Genomic DNA, 13,764 nt, shown 5'->3' with positions numbered 1-13,764 from the left:
TTAAATCGGTAGTAAATGGCCGGGAATGGCCGCACATCAAACGGAGGTTCGGATGAACATGAAGAAAGCGTCGGGCGTCGCCCTTGTCACGGGAGCGTCTTCCGGTATCGGTGAGGCGACCGCGCGGCGGCTCGCACAGGCCGGGTACACAGTCTACGGCACCAGCCGGCGCGGCACGGCGTCCGGCAGCCAGCCGTGCGACCTGCTCGCGCTCGACGTGACGAGCGACGCATCCGTGGACGCTGCCGTCGCGGAAGTGATACGCCGCGAAGGCCGCATCGACCTGCTCGTCAACAACGCCGGTTTCGGTGTCGCGCCCGCGGCGGCGGAGGAGAGCTCGCTCGACCAGGCGCGCGCGGTGTTCGATACCAACTTCTTCGGGATCGTGCGGATGACCCGCGCCGTCGTGCCGCACATGCGGCGGCAGGGCCGGGGCCGCATCGTCAACATCGGGTCGGTGCTGGGTTTCCTGCCGATGCCGTACATGGCGTTGTATTCCGCGACCAAACACGCCGTCGCGGGCTATTCGGAATCGCTCGACCATGAATTGCGCACCATGGGCATCCGCGTCTCGGTCGTCGAGCCGGCCTATATCAACACGCCGTTCGACGCGAACCTGATGCAACCGGACGCGCCGCTCGACGTGTATCGTGAGATCCGCGCGGCCGTGTCGACGCGGGTCAAGGAAGTGCTCGTCGGCGCGGACGGGCCGGACGTCGTCGCCGCTGCCGTGCTGAAGGCGGCCATCGCCGACAACCCGAAACGCCATTACACGCCCGGTGCCGCCGGCCGCCTGCAGTTGCTGCGCAGATTCGCGCCCGCCCCGATGGTGGATGCGGGTGTGCGCAGGGACCTGAGACTCGGCGCATGAGCGGACTCACCGTGGAACAGGACACAATGAAAGCATTCGTCATCGATCGCTATGGCAAGGACGTGGCGCTGCGGGCCGCCGACGTGCCGGTCCCCGAGCCGCGCGACACGCAGGTACTGGTGCGCATCCATGCGGCCGGCGTCAACTTGCTGGATGCGAAAATCAGGCGCGGCGAATTCAAACTCATCCTGCCGTACCGTCCCCCGTTCATCCTGGGCCATGACCTGGCCGGCGTCGTGGTTCGCGTGGGCAGCCGGGTCACGGGATTCCGGCCCGGCGACGAGGTGTACGCGCGCGCCGCTGACCGCGCCATCGGTACCTTCGCCGAATTCATCGCCGTCGATGAAAGCGATCTGGCGATCAAACCCGGCAACATCGGCATGGAGGATGCCGCGTCGATTCCGCTGGTGGGCCTGACGGCCTGGCAGGCGCTCGTCGACACGGCCGGCCTCGCGAAGGGCCAGAAAGTGTTCATCCAGGCGGGTTCCGGCGGTGTCGGCACGTTCGCGATCCAGCTGGCCAAGCACATCGGCGCGACGGTCGCGACGACGACCAGCGCGGGCAATATCGACCTGGTGAAAAGCCTCGGCGCCGATATCGTGATCGATTACCGGAAGGACGATTTCGAACACGTGCTGCGTGACTACGACGTGGTCTTGCACAGCCAGGACGCCAAACATCTCGAGAAATCATTGCGCATCCTGAAGAGCGGGGGCCGCCTCGTCTCGATTTCCGGCCCGCCGGACCCACGCTTCGCGAAGGACGCCGGCTTGCCGTGGTTCGTGGCGCTCGCCACGCACTTGCTGAGCTTTGGCGCCAGGCGAAAGGCGCGGGCACGCAACGTCGGCTATTCGTTCCTGTTCATGAAGCCGAACGGCGACCAGCTGCGCCGGATCGCGAGCCTCATCGAATCGGGTGCGATACGCCCGGTCGTGGACCGGGTTTTCCCATTCGACGCCGCCGACGCGGCCCTGGCCTACGTGGAACAGGGCCATGCGAAAGGCAAGGTCGTCGTCAAGATGGGCTAAGACGCCTCCCAAACCTCTTACTTGCCCAGAGAGCAACAACATCGTACACTGGGCCGTGTCGGTCGTACGTTATCGGCCAGCCGGCACAGACTCGATGACCGATCTTTGCGAAAACGGCGGGCACGATCGATCGGCATCGATATGTTTATTCAAGGAGAAGACGATGCGACTGCTGCTGCCGTTCCTGCTCGCCGTTGTCGCCCATGGCGCCAGCGCAAACCCGCCCAGCTTCAGCCTGTATTCGGCCTTTACCGGACATGACAACTGCCTCGATATCGTCAAGGCGGAGAATCGGGATCAGTTACACATGACCCGTTGCGGTCCGTACACGGGCCAGATGTGGGAGCTTGTGCCGGACGCCGGCAACAGCTTTGTGCGTCTGCGGACGCGCTTTACTGGCGAGGATATGTGCCTGGACGTGGTCAATGACGGCAACAATAGTCAGGTGCACATGGCGTCCTGCGCCAACGTGACGGGCCAGCAATGGCACATGGATCAGACGGGTCCAGACCACGGCGTACGGTTGTGGAACGAATTCACGGGCCAGGGCAAATGCCTGGATATCGTCAACGATGGCAGCGGACGCGTACACCTTGCATCGTGCGGCGATTATTCGGGCCAGTACTGGAACAAACGCAGCAGGCGGCGTGGTTAAATTTCGGGGATTTTCCAGCTTGGTAAGAAGATGCTGTGCGGCGGCCAACGGCCGGGCTCCGCCAAAAGCAGTCGGTTGCCGGGCATGGCGTCCTGCCGGTTTCCGAACACGTTTATGTCGCTAACATTGGGCGCGCAGACCTTATCAACCGACGCCGAGAGAAGCGAATTATTTACTTTGACCTATGATCCGGATCGCTATCACATCGTTTCTCGCATTCGGCCTCGACCGTCTTTCAAAGATCATTATCGTTGACTGGCTCAACCTGATATCCGTCCAGACGATCCCCGTTTTTCCGCCTTACCTCAGTTTCGTAATGGCCTGGAACAAAGGGGTCAATTTCGGTTTCCTGAACAGTTTCGATGCCCGTTGGCTGCTGGTTGCCATCAGCATCGTCGTCTCGTTGGCGCTGATCCTATGGGCGCGCAACAAGTCGGGATGGGTCTTGATACTGGCGTCCGGCGCAGTGGCGGGCGGCGCACTCGGCAATGCCTACGACCGCATTGTCTACGGCGCGGTTGCCGACTACATCAACGTGAGTTGCTGCGGGATCAACAACCCATATTCGTTCAATGTCGCCGACGTGTTGATTTTCGGTGGCGCGATTTTCCTTGCTCTCGGCTACGAGGCCGAAAAACGGCGCGGCGATCCGGCAGCCCCGATACGCGGTGGACAGAGCTAGACTTCTGAATTGCGAACTTGCGCGGTCGATGCGCCAGTCATACGTTCGTAGTCTGGTGGTCAAAGCGACGAAACGCGAGCGGCCATCCAGTGCATACGAAATTATAAAACAAACAATTAACGCAATGATTCGTCGTCGGCAGGCTGACTTGTGGGCAATTTGGCATTAATTTATATAAGAACAATGATGGCGCGTAAATGAATACGAATTCAACGGCACCGGCGCTTGCTCGGCCCAAACCAAGTCGTTTTTCTCTCGCCGTAGTGTGTATTAGCTCTGTTGGCGCCGCTTGTGGCTGCGTTCTCTCTATAACTGAGGGAAGTTATACCTCAGCAGTATGCGCCGGGTTTTTAGCGATAGTAAACGCTTCATTGGCGTCCACAATATATAAGGTGCGGCGCGCCAGACGCTAAGTTGTCGAGAGACTTCCAGACGTGTGAACGTGGCGATGGGTGTCCGCTCCGGGTCGGATATTGCCTGTCGTGACAGCACGGGATCGAGCCAGCGTCGAGGCCGCCGGCGTACCGACACCCGCCGATGGCGAGCGTGCGGGCCGAAACCCGACCAATCGTGGCAAATTCGGCTGCAAACACCGTTCCTTTGCTTGCCCGCTCGCCCACTCGTTGATGACATGGAGCGCGGTTTTGTCGGGCGCTCCCGGGCGCGGCCGTGGCCGCGCCGCAGACGTTCAGGCCAGCGGATCGATCGCAAACGCCGGCATCGGCACCTTCTCGCGCGCGGCCGCGAGGAATTTATCCGACGTCTGCAATGCCTCGTGGATCGTCACGTCCATGTCGAGGTAGCGGTATGTGCCCAGGCGGCCGACGAAGGTGACGTTCGTTTCGGTGCGGGCCAGGTTGACGTATTTTTCCAGCTGCGCCTTTTCGCGCGCCTGGCGGATCGGGTAGTACGGCGTATCGTTTTCCTCGCACTGGCGGCTGTATTCCATGTAGCAGACCGTGCGCTCATGCTGTTCCCACGGCGAGAAATGCTTGTGTTCCGTGATGCGCGTGTACGATTGGGAATCGTCGCAGTAATTGATGACGGCATTGCCCTGGTAATCGCCGGTATCGCGGAACACTTCGAAATCGAGCGTGCGGTAGGGCAGGCGGCCTTCCACGTGGTTGAACCAGGCGTCGATCGGGCCGCTGTAGAACACGTGATCGTAGTCCGACTTGGCGGCCGGGTCGAAGCGCGTGCCCAGGTGAACGGTAATGCCCGGCACCTTCAGGACGTTTTCCACCAGCGCCGTATAACCGTTGGCCGGCATGCCCTGGTATTTGTGGTTGAAGTAGTTGTCGTCGTAATTGAAGCGCACGGGGAGCCGTTTCAGGATGCTGGCCGGCAGCTCGCTCGGATGCAGGCCCCACTGCTTCATCGTATAGGTCTTGAAGAACGCTTCGTACAGCTCGCGGCCGACGAAACGCAGCGCCTGTTCCTCGAACGTGGCCGGATTCTCGATCGACTTGTCGCCCAGCGACTGGATGAAGGCTTCCGCTTCGGCTGGACGGAACGTCTTGCCGAAGAACTGGTTGATCGTCAGCAGGTTGATCGGCAGCGTGAACACGCGGTGATTCGTGATCGCCTTCACGCGGTTGACGTAGGGCTTGAATTCGGAGAAGCGGTTCACGAATTCCCAGGCCCGTTCGTTATCGGTGTGAAAAATGTGGGGGCCGTACACGTGGACCATGACGCCCGTTTCGCTGTCGCGCTCCGAATGGCAATTGCCGGCGATATGGTCGCGCGCCTCGAAGATCTCGACGGTATAGCCCGCATGGGCCAGCTGGTTGGCGATGACAGCTCCGGAAAATCCAGCACCGACAATGGCAATATTCTTTTTCATTCGCTTATCCTGTTTGATGGTTATCCCTGCCGGCGCGGCGCCCGCGGCCGCGCGGACTCCATGCCCCGCATGCGCTGTTTCCCGCATCCCAAGTTCATACGTAAAGACCGTAACGACTTACGGTTACGAAGCGTTTGGAATGTGAAATATAGTGCCAAAAATATATCACCCTTCACCCGTTTTGCCCCGCACAATTGGACGCGGGCGCAGACGAGGCGAGCCCGTCAATACGAGTGCGGCGGCACGCAGCGGCGGGATGTCGGGGGCGGGGAGAGGGCGCGGCCCGCTGTTTCTGGACGCGTCACGGAAATGCGAAAACCGCCGGCCGGAGCCAGCGGTTCGATATGCCACGACCTGCCCGGACGTGCCGGGCACGCGCTGACGGTCAGCGCTTGTTGTCGTTCTTGTGGCTCTGCGAGCCGGCCTTGGCGTGCTGCTCCGGCGTGCCGCCGCGGGTGCTGTTGCCGCTCTGCTGGTTGCCGGTGTTGCCGCTCTGGTTGTTGCCGTCGTTCTTGTGGCTCATGGTGCCGGCGCGGCGCGCTTCTTCCGAGGTGAACTCGTGGGCGTTGCCCGACGCGTGGGCGGCCTTGCCGCCTTCCGAGGCGATGTCGCGCTGCTTTTGCGGGTCCATCGATGCGAAGCCGCGGTTGCTGGTGTCGCCGCTCTGGTTGTTGCCCTTGTTACCGCCTTGCTGGTTGTTCGATGCCATGATCGTACTCCTCGAGTTGGTTAAACAATGTAGTGCCTTTGCCGGATCAGCGTCTCGTGACTGCCGATCGGGACGAGGTGAAGGCATGGTAAGGCGCACGATATGCAGGGTGAATAGGACTCGTTATGGCTGGCTTGTAGGACGAGTCCGGCTAACACGGTGCAACGGATTCAGTGAAAGGACGGGCCCGGCGGCGGGGTCGCGGCGCCGTTGCGGCGGAACGTCTCCGCCAGCCCGGGATCGGCCAGGCGCACGATCGACAGCGGATGCGCGAACTCGATCCCCTCCTGTTGGAAGCGGCGGTAAATCTCGAGGAAGATGGCCTGTTGCGTATCCATGTGCAAAAGATAGTCCGGGCTGCGGTAGTGGTACACGATCTCGAAATCCAGCGACCACTGGCCCCAGCTGAAGAAATGGGCGCGTTCGAAGTCGACGTTGTCCTTGCTCGTGACGATCTCGCGGATGATCTGCGGGATGCGGCCCAGCAGCTCGTCACCCATGCCGTAGGCTACCCGCAGCACGAACGCCACGCGCCGGGTCTGCATGCGCTTGTGGTTGTGGATGCGGCTCTTCAGCAGCTCGCCGTTGGAGAACACGACCTGCTCCCCGCCTAGGCCGCGCACGCGCGTCGTCTTGAGGCCGATGTGCTCGACCGACCCGAGCACGTCGCCCACGATGATGAAGTCGCCCACCTCGAACGGCTTATCCAGCATGATCGAGAGCGAGGCGAACAGGTCGCCGAGGATGTTCTGCGTGGCCAGCGCCACGGCCACGCCGCCGATGCCCAGGCTGGCGACGAGCGTCGTGATGTTGATGCCGAAATTATCGAGCACCATCAGCGTGACGATCACCCACAGCAGCAGCCGCGAGATGAAGCACAGCACGCCGCTGGAGGCGCGCCGTTCGCTGTCGACGGGGCCGACGCGGAACTGGTCGCGCCAGGCGCGCAGGCCCGCGTCGCCCCAGATTGCCGCCTGCAGCAGCAGGCAGGCGATGGCGATGCGCGTGACGAACTTGTCCTGCTTCGCCGTCAGCGCCAGGAAGGTGCTGCCGAAGTACAGGGCGAACACGACGATGAACAGCAGATAGGTCTGGGACAGCATCTTGACGACGAAATCGTCGAGGCGCGTCCCGGTGCGCCGCGACAGCGTCTCCACGCGGCGCAACACGAAGGCGCGCACGAACACCATGGCGACCGCCGATCCGGCTGCCACGGCCGCCGCCATCGCCCACGATTCGAAAGGATTGTTCAGGAAGGAAAAATGCCCTGTCCGGGACAGGAAGGAAAACGTCATCGAATACTCCAGGACCGTCGAAAGCCAGCCGCCAGTTTGGGGGCGGGCGGCGCCGGGCCGCGCACAATTGACTTTCGGCAGGGCGCGGAATACATTGCATTATTTACATCGCTCCTTTCCCCAGATACCTGATGGCCTCGGACCAGACCACCAAGATCCTGCTCGTCGATGACCAGCCGGCCAACCTGGCGGTGCTGGAGGCCATCCTGGCGGACCTGGGCCAGACGCTCGTCGCCGTGACGTCGGGCGAAGCCGCGCTGCGCGAGGTGCTCGCCCACGATTTCGCCGTCGTGCTGCTGGACGTGCGCATGCCGACGATGAACGGGTTCGAACTGGCCGAGCTGATCCGCGAGCACCCGCGCACGCACAGCCTGCCGATCATCTTTCTGACCGCCGGCGACGCCGACGAATTCCCGCTCGAGCGGGCGTACGCGCTCGGCGCGGTCGATTACCTCACCAAACCCTTCAATCCCGTGGTGCTGCGCGCCAAGGTCGCCGTCTTCATCGACCTGTACCGCAAGAACGCGGAGCTGGCCCGCATCGAGGAAGAACGCCACCGCGCCCAGCTGCGCTCGCGCGACGCCCGGCTGCGCCTCATCCTGGACAATATCCGCGACTATGCCTTCATCGGCACCGACGTCGACCGCGTGGTGACGGAATGGGAGGGCGGCGCCGCCGCGATCACGGGCTGGCCGCCCGACGCCGTTCTCGGGCGCTGCGTCGACCTGTTGTTCACGCCCGAGGACCAGGCGGCCGGCCAGCCGGAACAGGAAGCCCGCAACGCACTCGCGAACGGCCGCGCCGAGGACCGCCGCTGGCACGTACGGCGCGACGGGACGCGTTTCTTCGCCGACGGCGTGATGGTGCCGCTGCGCGACGAGGCGGGCGTCCACGCCGGCTTCGCCAAGATCATCCGCGACGCCACGGTGGAAAAGCTGGCCGCCGAGCGGCTGGCCGAGAGCGAGCAGCAGTTGGGCGAGAGCCGGCGCCAGGCCGAGGCCGAGCGCGAACGCCTGCTGCGCGAGCTGCAGGCCGCCAGCGAGCGCATGCGCGACATCTTCCACCGCGCCCCCGCCATCATGTGCGTGATGAGCGGCCCGGAACACGTGATCGACATGGCCAACCAGCGTTACCTGGAACTGGCCGGCGGCCGTCCGCTCGCGAACCTGGCCGTGCGCACGGCGCTGCCGGAACTGGCGGGGCAGGGCTTCGTCGACGTGCTGGACCGCGTCTACGGCAGCGGCGAAGCCGTCGAGGGCCACAACGTGCGCCTGCTGCTGCAAGGCCAGGCCGACGACGCGCACATGGGCCTGGAAGAACACTTCCTCGACTTCGTCTGCATGGCCCTGCGCGACCCGGACGGCAGCATCTCGGGCGTGCTGCTGCATGGCATCGACGTCACCGAGCGCACGCGCGCGAACCTGCTCGCCGTCGGCCAGCGCGGCGCGCTGGAGCTGGCCGTCACCGACGCGCCGCTGGGCGACGTGCTGGACGTGCTGGCCCGCACCGCCGAGGACTACAGCGGCGGCGCGGCCTTCGCGTCGGTGCAGCTGACGGCCCCCGGCGGCCGCCTGCATCACGCGGCGGCGCCGTCGCTCGCGATCGACTTCCAGCGCGCCATCGACGCCGTTCCCATCGGCCCGGTCGCCGGCGCCGCCGGCAGCGCCGCATGGCGCGGCGAACCGATCGTCTGCGCCGACGTCGCGACCGATCCGCTGTGGTTGCCGCACGCCGCCCTCGCGCAGGCGCACGGCCTGCGCGCGGCGCGCGCGCTGCCGATCCTGGCGCCGTCCGGCGCGGTGCTCGGCACCTTCACGCTGTATTACCGCGAACGGCGCCTGCCCGGACCGCAGGAAGAAGCGGCGCTGGCGCTGCTGGCCAACACGGCGTCGCTCGTGATCGGCCAGCGCCACGAGGCGCAGGAGCGGCAGGCGGCCGAACACCGCTCGCGCGCGATCCTGGAAAGCATGAGCGAAGGCTTCATCGCCCTCGATCCGGCGTGGCGCATCACGTATGCCAACGGCGCGGCGGAGGCCGTGACGCGGCGCCGCCGCGAGGAGCTGGTCGGGGCGCAGTTCTGGGACCTGTTCGCGCAGATGCGCGGCAGCGCGCAGGAACGGGCGCTGCGGCGCACGGCGCAAGAGCGCACGCGCAGCCGCATCGAGGCCTACGACGACGCCCAGAACCGCTGGTTCGAAATCAATTCGTTTCCGATGGAGGCGTCCGGTTCCGACACCGGCGGCCTCGCGCTGTACTTCCGCGACGAGACCGACCGCCGCCGCGCCGAGGAAGGCATCCGCCGCCTGGCCGCCGTGGCCGAGCAATCGTCCGACTTCATCGGCATCTTCACGCCCGACGCCGGCGGCATCTACCTGAACCCGGCGGGGCGCCGCATGGCCGGGCTGGACGACCGCACCAACATCGCGGCGTGGCGCATGATCGACTTCTTCCCGCGCGAAGACCGGCCGTTCGTGCGCGACCACGTGATGGCGGCGCTGACGGGCGGCGCGGCCGAATGGGAAGGCGAACTGCGCCTGGACCAGCCCGAGGGCCACGAGCCGATCCCCGTGTACTTCAAGGGCTTCGCCGTGCGCGACGCGGATGGCCACAACATCGGCCTCGCCACCATCACGCGCGACATCACGGCGCAGAAGCGCTCCGAGGACGAGCTGCGCCGCGTGGCCGCCGACCTCTCGGAAGCGGACCACCGCAAGAGCGAATTCCTCGCCACGCTGGCGCACGAGCTGCGCAACCCGCTGGCGCCGATCCGCACGGGACTGGACCTGCTGCGCATGGCGCCGCGCGACCCGGAGGCCACGGGGCGCGTGCACGCCATGATGGACCGCCAGCTGGGCCACCTGATCCACCTCGTCGACGACCTGCTCGACATCGCCCGCATCACGCGCGGCAAGATCGAACTCAAACGCGAGCCCGTCGACCTGAAGGTCATCGTGCAGATGGCGCTGGAGACGAGCGCCGCGCTGATCGACAGCCATGGCCACCGGCTGGAAGTCGACCTGCCGCACGAACCGCTGCCGCTGGAGGCGGACGTCACGCGCATGGTGCAGGTGCTGTCCAACCTCCTCAACAACGCCGCCAAGTACACGCCCGCCGGCGGCCGCGTCACCCTGGCGGCCTGGCGCGAGGATGGCCACGCCGTCGTCGCCGTGTCCGATACCGGCATCGGCATCCCGCCCGACGCCATCGGTTCCGTGTTCGAGATGTTCACGCAGGTGCGCGGCAGCCTCGATCGCGCCCAGGGCGGGCTCGGGATCGGGCTGTCGCTCGTGCGCCGGCTCGTCGAGCTGCACGGCGGCCGCGTGAGCGCGTTCTCGGCCGGACGCGGCAACGGCAGCACCTTCACCGTGCGCCTGCCGCTGCGCCCCGGCTCGCCGCACGCCCGGCCGGCGGACACGGACGACGCGCTGCACACCCAGCCGCCGGCGCCGCTGCGCGTGCTGGTCGTCGACGACAACGCCGACGCCGCCGACAGCCTCGTCGCGCTGCTGGAGGCGCTCGGCCACACGACGACGGTGGCGCGCGACGGCCCGCAGGGCCTGCGGCTGGCGCTGGAAGCGCGGCCGGACCTCGTGCTGCTGGATATCGGCCTGCCCGGCATGAGCGGCTACGAAGTGGCGCGGGCGATCCGGCGCCGCCAGGGCCTGCGCCAGATCGTCCTCATCGCGCTGACCGGCTGGGGCGCCCAGAGCGACCAGGAACAGTCGCACGAGGCCGGGTTCGACCAGCACCTGACCAAGCCGGTCAGCCTGGAGGCGCTGGAACAGGCGCTGGCCGCCGCCGCGCGCACGCTGCGATGAGGACGCCGCCCGTCGTCGCCGTGTCGTGCGGCACGTTGATCGTCGATGCCGGCGGGCGCCTGCTGCTGGGCCACGTCACGCACACGCCGCGCTGGGACATCCCGAAGGGCTTGCAGGACCCGGGCGAGTCGCCGCTCGACGCCGCCGTGCGCGAGCTGTGGGAAGAGACGGGCCTCGCGTTCGCGCCGGAGGCGTTCCGCGACCTGGGCCGCTTCGACTACCGGCGCGACAAGGTGCTGCACCTGTTCCGCGTGGACGTGGGGGCGGCGCTGCCCGACCTGGCGCACCTGAACTGCACGAGCATGTATCCGCACCACGCCACGGGCGCGCCCACGCCGGAGATGGACGGCTACCGCTGGGCCACGCGCGAGGAAGTCGCAACCCTGTGCTGGCCGCGCATGGCAGCGCGCCTGCTAGCCGTCGGCTGGTGACGGGGTCCCGCGGGCCGTCACTTCGCGCAGCACGGCCTCGATCGCCGCCACCGTCGCCGGCTTGGTGAGATGGGCGTCGAACCCGGCTTGCGCCGTGCGCGCGCGGTCGTCGGCGCCGCCCCAGCCGGTGAGGGCGACGAGCATCACGCCGTCGTGGCGCAGCTCGCGCCGCACGGCCTCGGCCACCTCGTAGCCGGACAGGCCGGGCATGCCGATGTCGAGGAACACGGCGTGCGGATGCAGCCCGTCCAGCATGCGCAGCGCCTGGTGCCCGTCGTGCGCGACGACGACGTCGTGGCCCATGATCGACAGCAGCGCGGCCAGCGTGTCGGCGGCGTCGCGGTTGTCGTCCACGACGAGCAGGCGCAGGGCGGGAATGCCCGCCGTCTCGGGGTGGGGCGCAGCGGCGGCGGCGCCCGTGCCGGCGCCGCCGTCGGCCAGCGGCAGGCGCACCGTGAAGACGCTGCCCATGCCCGTGCCTGCGCTGGCCGCCTGGATCGTCCCGCCGTGCAGTTCGACGAGGCTGCGCACGAGCGACAGGCCGATCCCCAGTCCGCCCGGCACGTTGCGCGCGGCGTGGGCCACCTGGGTGAACATCCGGAACACTTCGCCGATCGACTCCGGCGGGATGCCGATGCCGTTGTCGGACACGGCGATCAGCGCATGGTCGCCGTCGCGTTCCGCCGCCAGCACGATGTGGCCGCCGCGCGGGGTGTACTTGGCCGCATTGTTCAGCAGGTTGCTGACGACCTGCGTGATGCGCGTGGCGTCCGCGAACAACGCCAGCGGATCGTGCGGCAGGCGCACGTCGAGCTGGTGGCGGGCCGCCTCGATCAGCGGCAGGCTCGTCTCGACCGCCGCGTTCAGCACGTCGGCCAGCGCGATCAGGGCCGGCTTGAGTTCCACCTGGCCGCGCGTGATGCGGGCCACGTCGAGCAGGTCGTCGACCAGGTGCACGAGGTGATCGAGCTGGCGGTCCATGATGTCCTGCACGCGCGCGATGGCGGCCGGATCGGAGCGCGTGCGGCGCATCAGCTGCAGGCCGCTGCGGATCGGCGCCAGCGGATTGCGCAGCTCGTGCGCCAGGGTGGCGAGGAATTCCGTCTTGCGCCGATCCTGCTCGGCCAGGTCGTCGGCGAGGCGGCGCAGTTCGACTTCCGTGCGGCGGCGCTGCGTGATGTCGGTGAGCAGCACGACCACCTTGCGGCTCCCTGCGGGGCCCACGCGCGCCGCGTACACGTCGTACCAGCGGCCGAGCTGCGCGGCCTCGTCGACGAAATGCATCGGCTCCCCCGTGGCGGCGACTTTGCCGTAGACCTCGAACCAGCGCGGCTCGTGGTCCGGCAGCATCGACCGGATCGTGCGCCCGACGGCGCCTTCGAGGCCGGTGGCCTTGACGAACGCCGGATTGACTTCCAGGAAGCGGTAGTCGCAGGGCTTGCCGGCATCGTCGTACAGCATCTCGATCACACACACGCCCTCGTCGATCGCCTCGAACAGCGTGCGGTAGCGTTCCTCGCTGGCCTGCAGGCGTTCCTCGGCCTGCTTGCGGACGCTGGCGTCGATCAGGACGCCGCGCATCATCCCGCGCGGGCCGGCGCTGCGGTCCAGCCGGCCGCGCGCGAGGACCCAGCGCCAGCCCCCGGCCGGCGTGCGGACGCGGAACGTGGCGTCGTACGGCGCGCCCGTCTCCATGGCGCGTCCGAGCAGGGCTTGCGTGGGCGGCACGTCGTCCGGATGGATCACGGCGAAATACGCGGCCACGTCCACGCCGTCCCCGTCTTCGGGACGCAGGCCGAACATCTCGATCATGCGCGCATCGGCGCGGACCCGGCCGCTGGCGATGTCCAGCGACCACACGGCCACTTCGGCGGCGGCGATGATGGCCTCGAGGCGCGCGCGGGTGTCGCGCAGCGCCGCTTCCGCGCGGCGCCGCTCGGCCGCCGTCGCATGCGCTTCCAGGAAGAAGCGCGACTTGGCCATGAGGATGGGGATCGAGACCGGATCGTGCAGCACGGCGAGCGCGCCGGCATCGAACAGCGCCTCCAGCGCGAACGGCGCTGCGGCAGGGATGCCGTGCGCGATCACGGGCGTCTGCGGCAGGGCGGCGCGCAGGCGGCGCACGCTGTCGAACAATGCCGCAGCGTCGCCGGAATAGCCGGCCAGCACGAGCGCGAAGTCGGGCAGCTCGTCGCCATGGCGCGCGTGCGCGAGTGCTTCGTCGAGCGTGCGGGCGCGCACGAGGTCGCAGCCCAACTCGGCGGCCACGACGCCGACACCGGGATCGGAGACGGGACGGTCGCACAGGAACAGCACCCGTCCCTGGATCGTCGCGCTCATGCCGCGCTCCCGCATGCGGCGATGGCGGCCACGGACCGGCAAGCGGTCCGATAAGCGGGCGCGGTATTTACCGCGGAATGCATGCGCACGGT

At 66.9% G+C, this 13,764-nt stretch carries 10 protein-coding genes; 6 read left to right on the top strand and 4 right to left on the bottom strand.

Annotated features, from left to right (window positions below):
- The first annotated feature begins 52 nt into the window (after positions 1–52).
- The 4 genes from U9J41_RS04150 to U9J41_RS04135 all read left to right on the top strand — a co-directional run bounded on the left by U9J41_RS04150 (position 53) and on the right by U9J41_RS04135 (position 3,236).
- A complete protein-coding gene (locus U9J41_RS04150; protein ID WP_322400427.1) occupies positions 53–871 on the top strand; it encodes an oxidoreductase in 819 nt (272 codons plus the stop codon).
- Between the two features lie 26 nt (positions 872–897).
- Complete coding sequence (locus U9J41_RS04145) at positions 898–1,899, top strand: NADP-dependent oxidoreductase (protein ID WP_322400426.1); 1,002 nt, start codon at positions 898–900, stop codon at positions 1,897–1,899.
- Positions 1,900–2,062: 163 nt separating this feature from the next.
- Positions 2,063–2,554, top strand: coding sequence for an RICIN domain-containing protein (locus U9J41_RS04140; protein ID WP_322400425.1), 492 nt, complete (start codon positions 2,063–2,065; stop codon positions 2,552–2,554).
- A gap of 184 nt (positions 2,555–2,738) precedes the next feature.
- Entirely contained in the window at positions 2,739–3,236 is a 498-nt protein-coding gene (locus U9J41_RS04135) for a signal peptidase II (protein ID WP_322400424.1), read from the top strand.
- A 688-nt stretch (positions 3,237–3,924) separates the two neighbouring features.
- On the opposite strand, the gene glf is transcribed toward U9J41_RS04135, so the two are convergent.
- The 3 genes from glf to U9J41_RS04120 all read right to left on the bottom strand — a co-directional run bounded on the left by glf (position 3,925) and on the right by U9J41_RS04120 (position 7,083).
- Positions 3,925–5,079, bottom strand: coding sequence for a UDP-galactopyranose mutase (gene glf / locus U9J41_RS04130; RefSeq protein WP_322400423.1), 1,155 nt, complete (start codon positions 5,077–5,079; stop codon positions 3,925–3,927).
- A gap of 385 nt (positions 5,080–5,464) precedes the next feature.
- A complete protein-coding gene (locus U9J41_RS04125; RefSeq protein WP_322400422.1) occupies positions 5,465–5,788 on the bottom strand; it encodes a KGG domain-containing protein in 324 nt (107 codons plus the stop codon).
- A 170-nt stretch (positions 5,789–5,958) separates the two neighbouring features.
- The gene (locus U9J41_RS04120; RefSeq protein ID WP_322400421.1) at positions 5,959–7,083 is read right to left on the bottom strand and encodes a mechanosensitive ion channel family protein; all 1,125 of its coding nucleotides are present in this window, start codon (positions 7,081–7,083) and stop codon (positions 5,959–5,961) included.
- Positions 7,084–7,214: 131 nt separating this feature from the next.
- Here U9J41_RS04120 and U9J41_RS04115 point away from each other — a divergent pair, with 131 nt between their 5' ends.
- On the top strand, positions 7,215–10,901 hold the full coding sequence (locus U9J41_RS04115; RefSeq protein WP_322400420.1) for a response regulator: 3,687 nt from the start codon (positions 7,215–7,217) through the stop codon (positions 10,899–10,901).
- Positions 10,898–11,332, top strand: a complete 435-nt coding sequence (locus tag U9J41_RS04110) for an NUDIX hydrolase (protein ID WP_322400419.1) — start codon at positions 10,898–10,900, stop codon at positions 11,330–11,332. The genes U9J41_RS04115 and U9J41_RS04110 overlap by 4 nt, the downstream gene beginning before the upstream one ends.
- Here U9J41_RS04110 and U9J41_RS04105 read toward each other — a convergent pair.
- Positions 11,315–13,672 carry a hybrid sensor histidine kinase/response regulator gene (locus U9J41_RS04105; RefSeq protein ID WP_322400418.1) on the bottom strand — a complete coding sequence of 786 codons (2,358 nt, stop codon included), beginning with the start codon at positions 13,670–13,672 and terminating at the stop codon, positions 11,315–11,317. The genes U9J41_RS04110 and U9J41_RS04105 overlap by 18 nt on opposite strands.
- Positions 13,673–13,764 lie beyond the last annotated feature (92 nt).

Origin of the sequence: Massilia luteola (assembly GCF_034420155.1) — a bacterium.
Lineage (GTDB): Bacteria > Pseudomonadota > Gammaproteobacteria > Burkholderiales > Burkholderiaceae_D > Telluria > Telluria luteola.
Note: the sequence above shows the minus strand (reverse complement) of the source record. Positions and strands in the feature narration are given on the sequence as shown.

Bases quoted from the DNA above. Each gene is read 5' to 3' on its own strand.
- U9J41_RS04110 (WP_322400419.1), top strand. From the start codon at position 10,898: ATGAGGACGCCGCCCGTCGTCGCCGTGTCGTGCGGCACGTTGATCGTC.
- U9J41_RS04150 (WP_322400427.1), top strand. From the start codon at position 53: ATGAACATGAAGAAAGCGTCGGGCGTCGCCCTTGTCACGGGAGCGTCT.
- glf (WP_322400423.1), bottom strand. From the start codon at position 5,079: ATGAAAAAGAATATTGCCATTGTCGGTGCTGGATTTTCCGGAGCTGTC.
- U9J41_RS04135 (WP_322400424.1), top strand. From the start codon at position 2,739: ATGATCCGGATCGCTATCACATCGTTTCTCGCATTCGGCCTCGACCGT.
- U9J41_RS04125 (WP_322400422.1), bottom strand. From the start codon at position 5,788: ATGGCATCGAACAACCAGCAAGGCGGTAACAAGGGCAACAACCAGAGC.
- U9J41_RS04145 (WP_322400426.1), top strand. From the start codon at position 898: ATGAAAGCATTCGTCATCGATCGCTATGGCAAGGACGTGGCGCTGCGG.
- U9J41_RS04120 (WP_322400421.1), bottom strand. From the start codon at position 7,083: ATGACGTTTTCCTTCCTGTCCCGGACAGGGCATTTTTCCTTCCTGAAC.
- U9J41_RS04140 (WP_322400425.1), top strand. From the start codon at position 2,063: ATGCGACTGCTGCTGCCGTTCCTGCTCGCCGTTGTCGCCCATGGCGCC.
- U9J41_RS04115 (WP_322400420.1), top strand. From the start codon at position 7,215: ATGGCCTCGGACCAGACCACCAAGATCCTGCTCGTCGATGACCAGCCG.
- U9J41_RS04105 (WP_322400418.1), bottom strand. From the start codon at position 13,672: ATGAGCGCGACGATCCAGGGACGGGTGCTGTTCCTGTGCGACCGTCCC.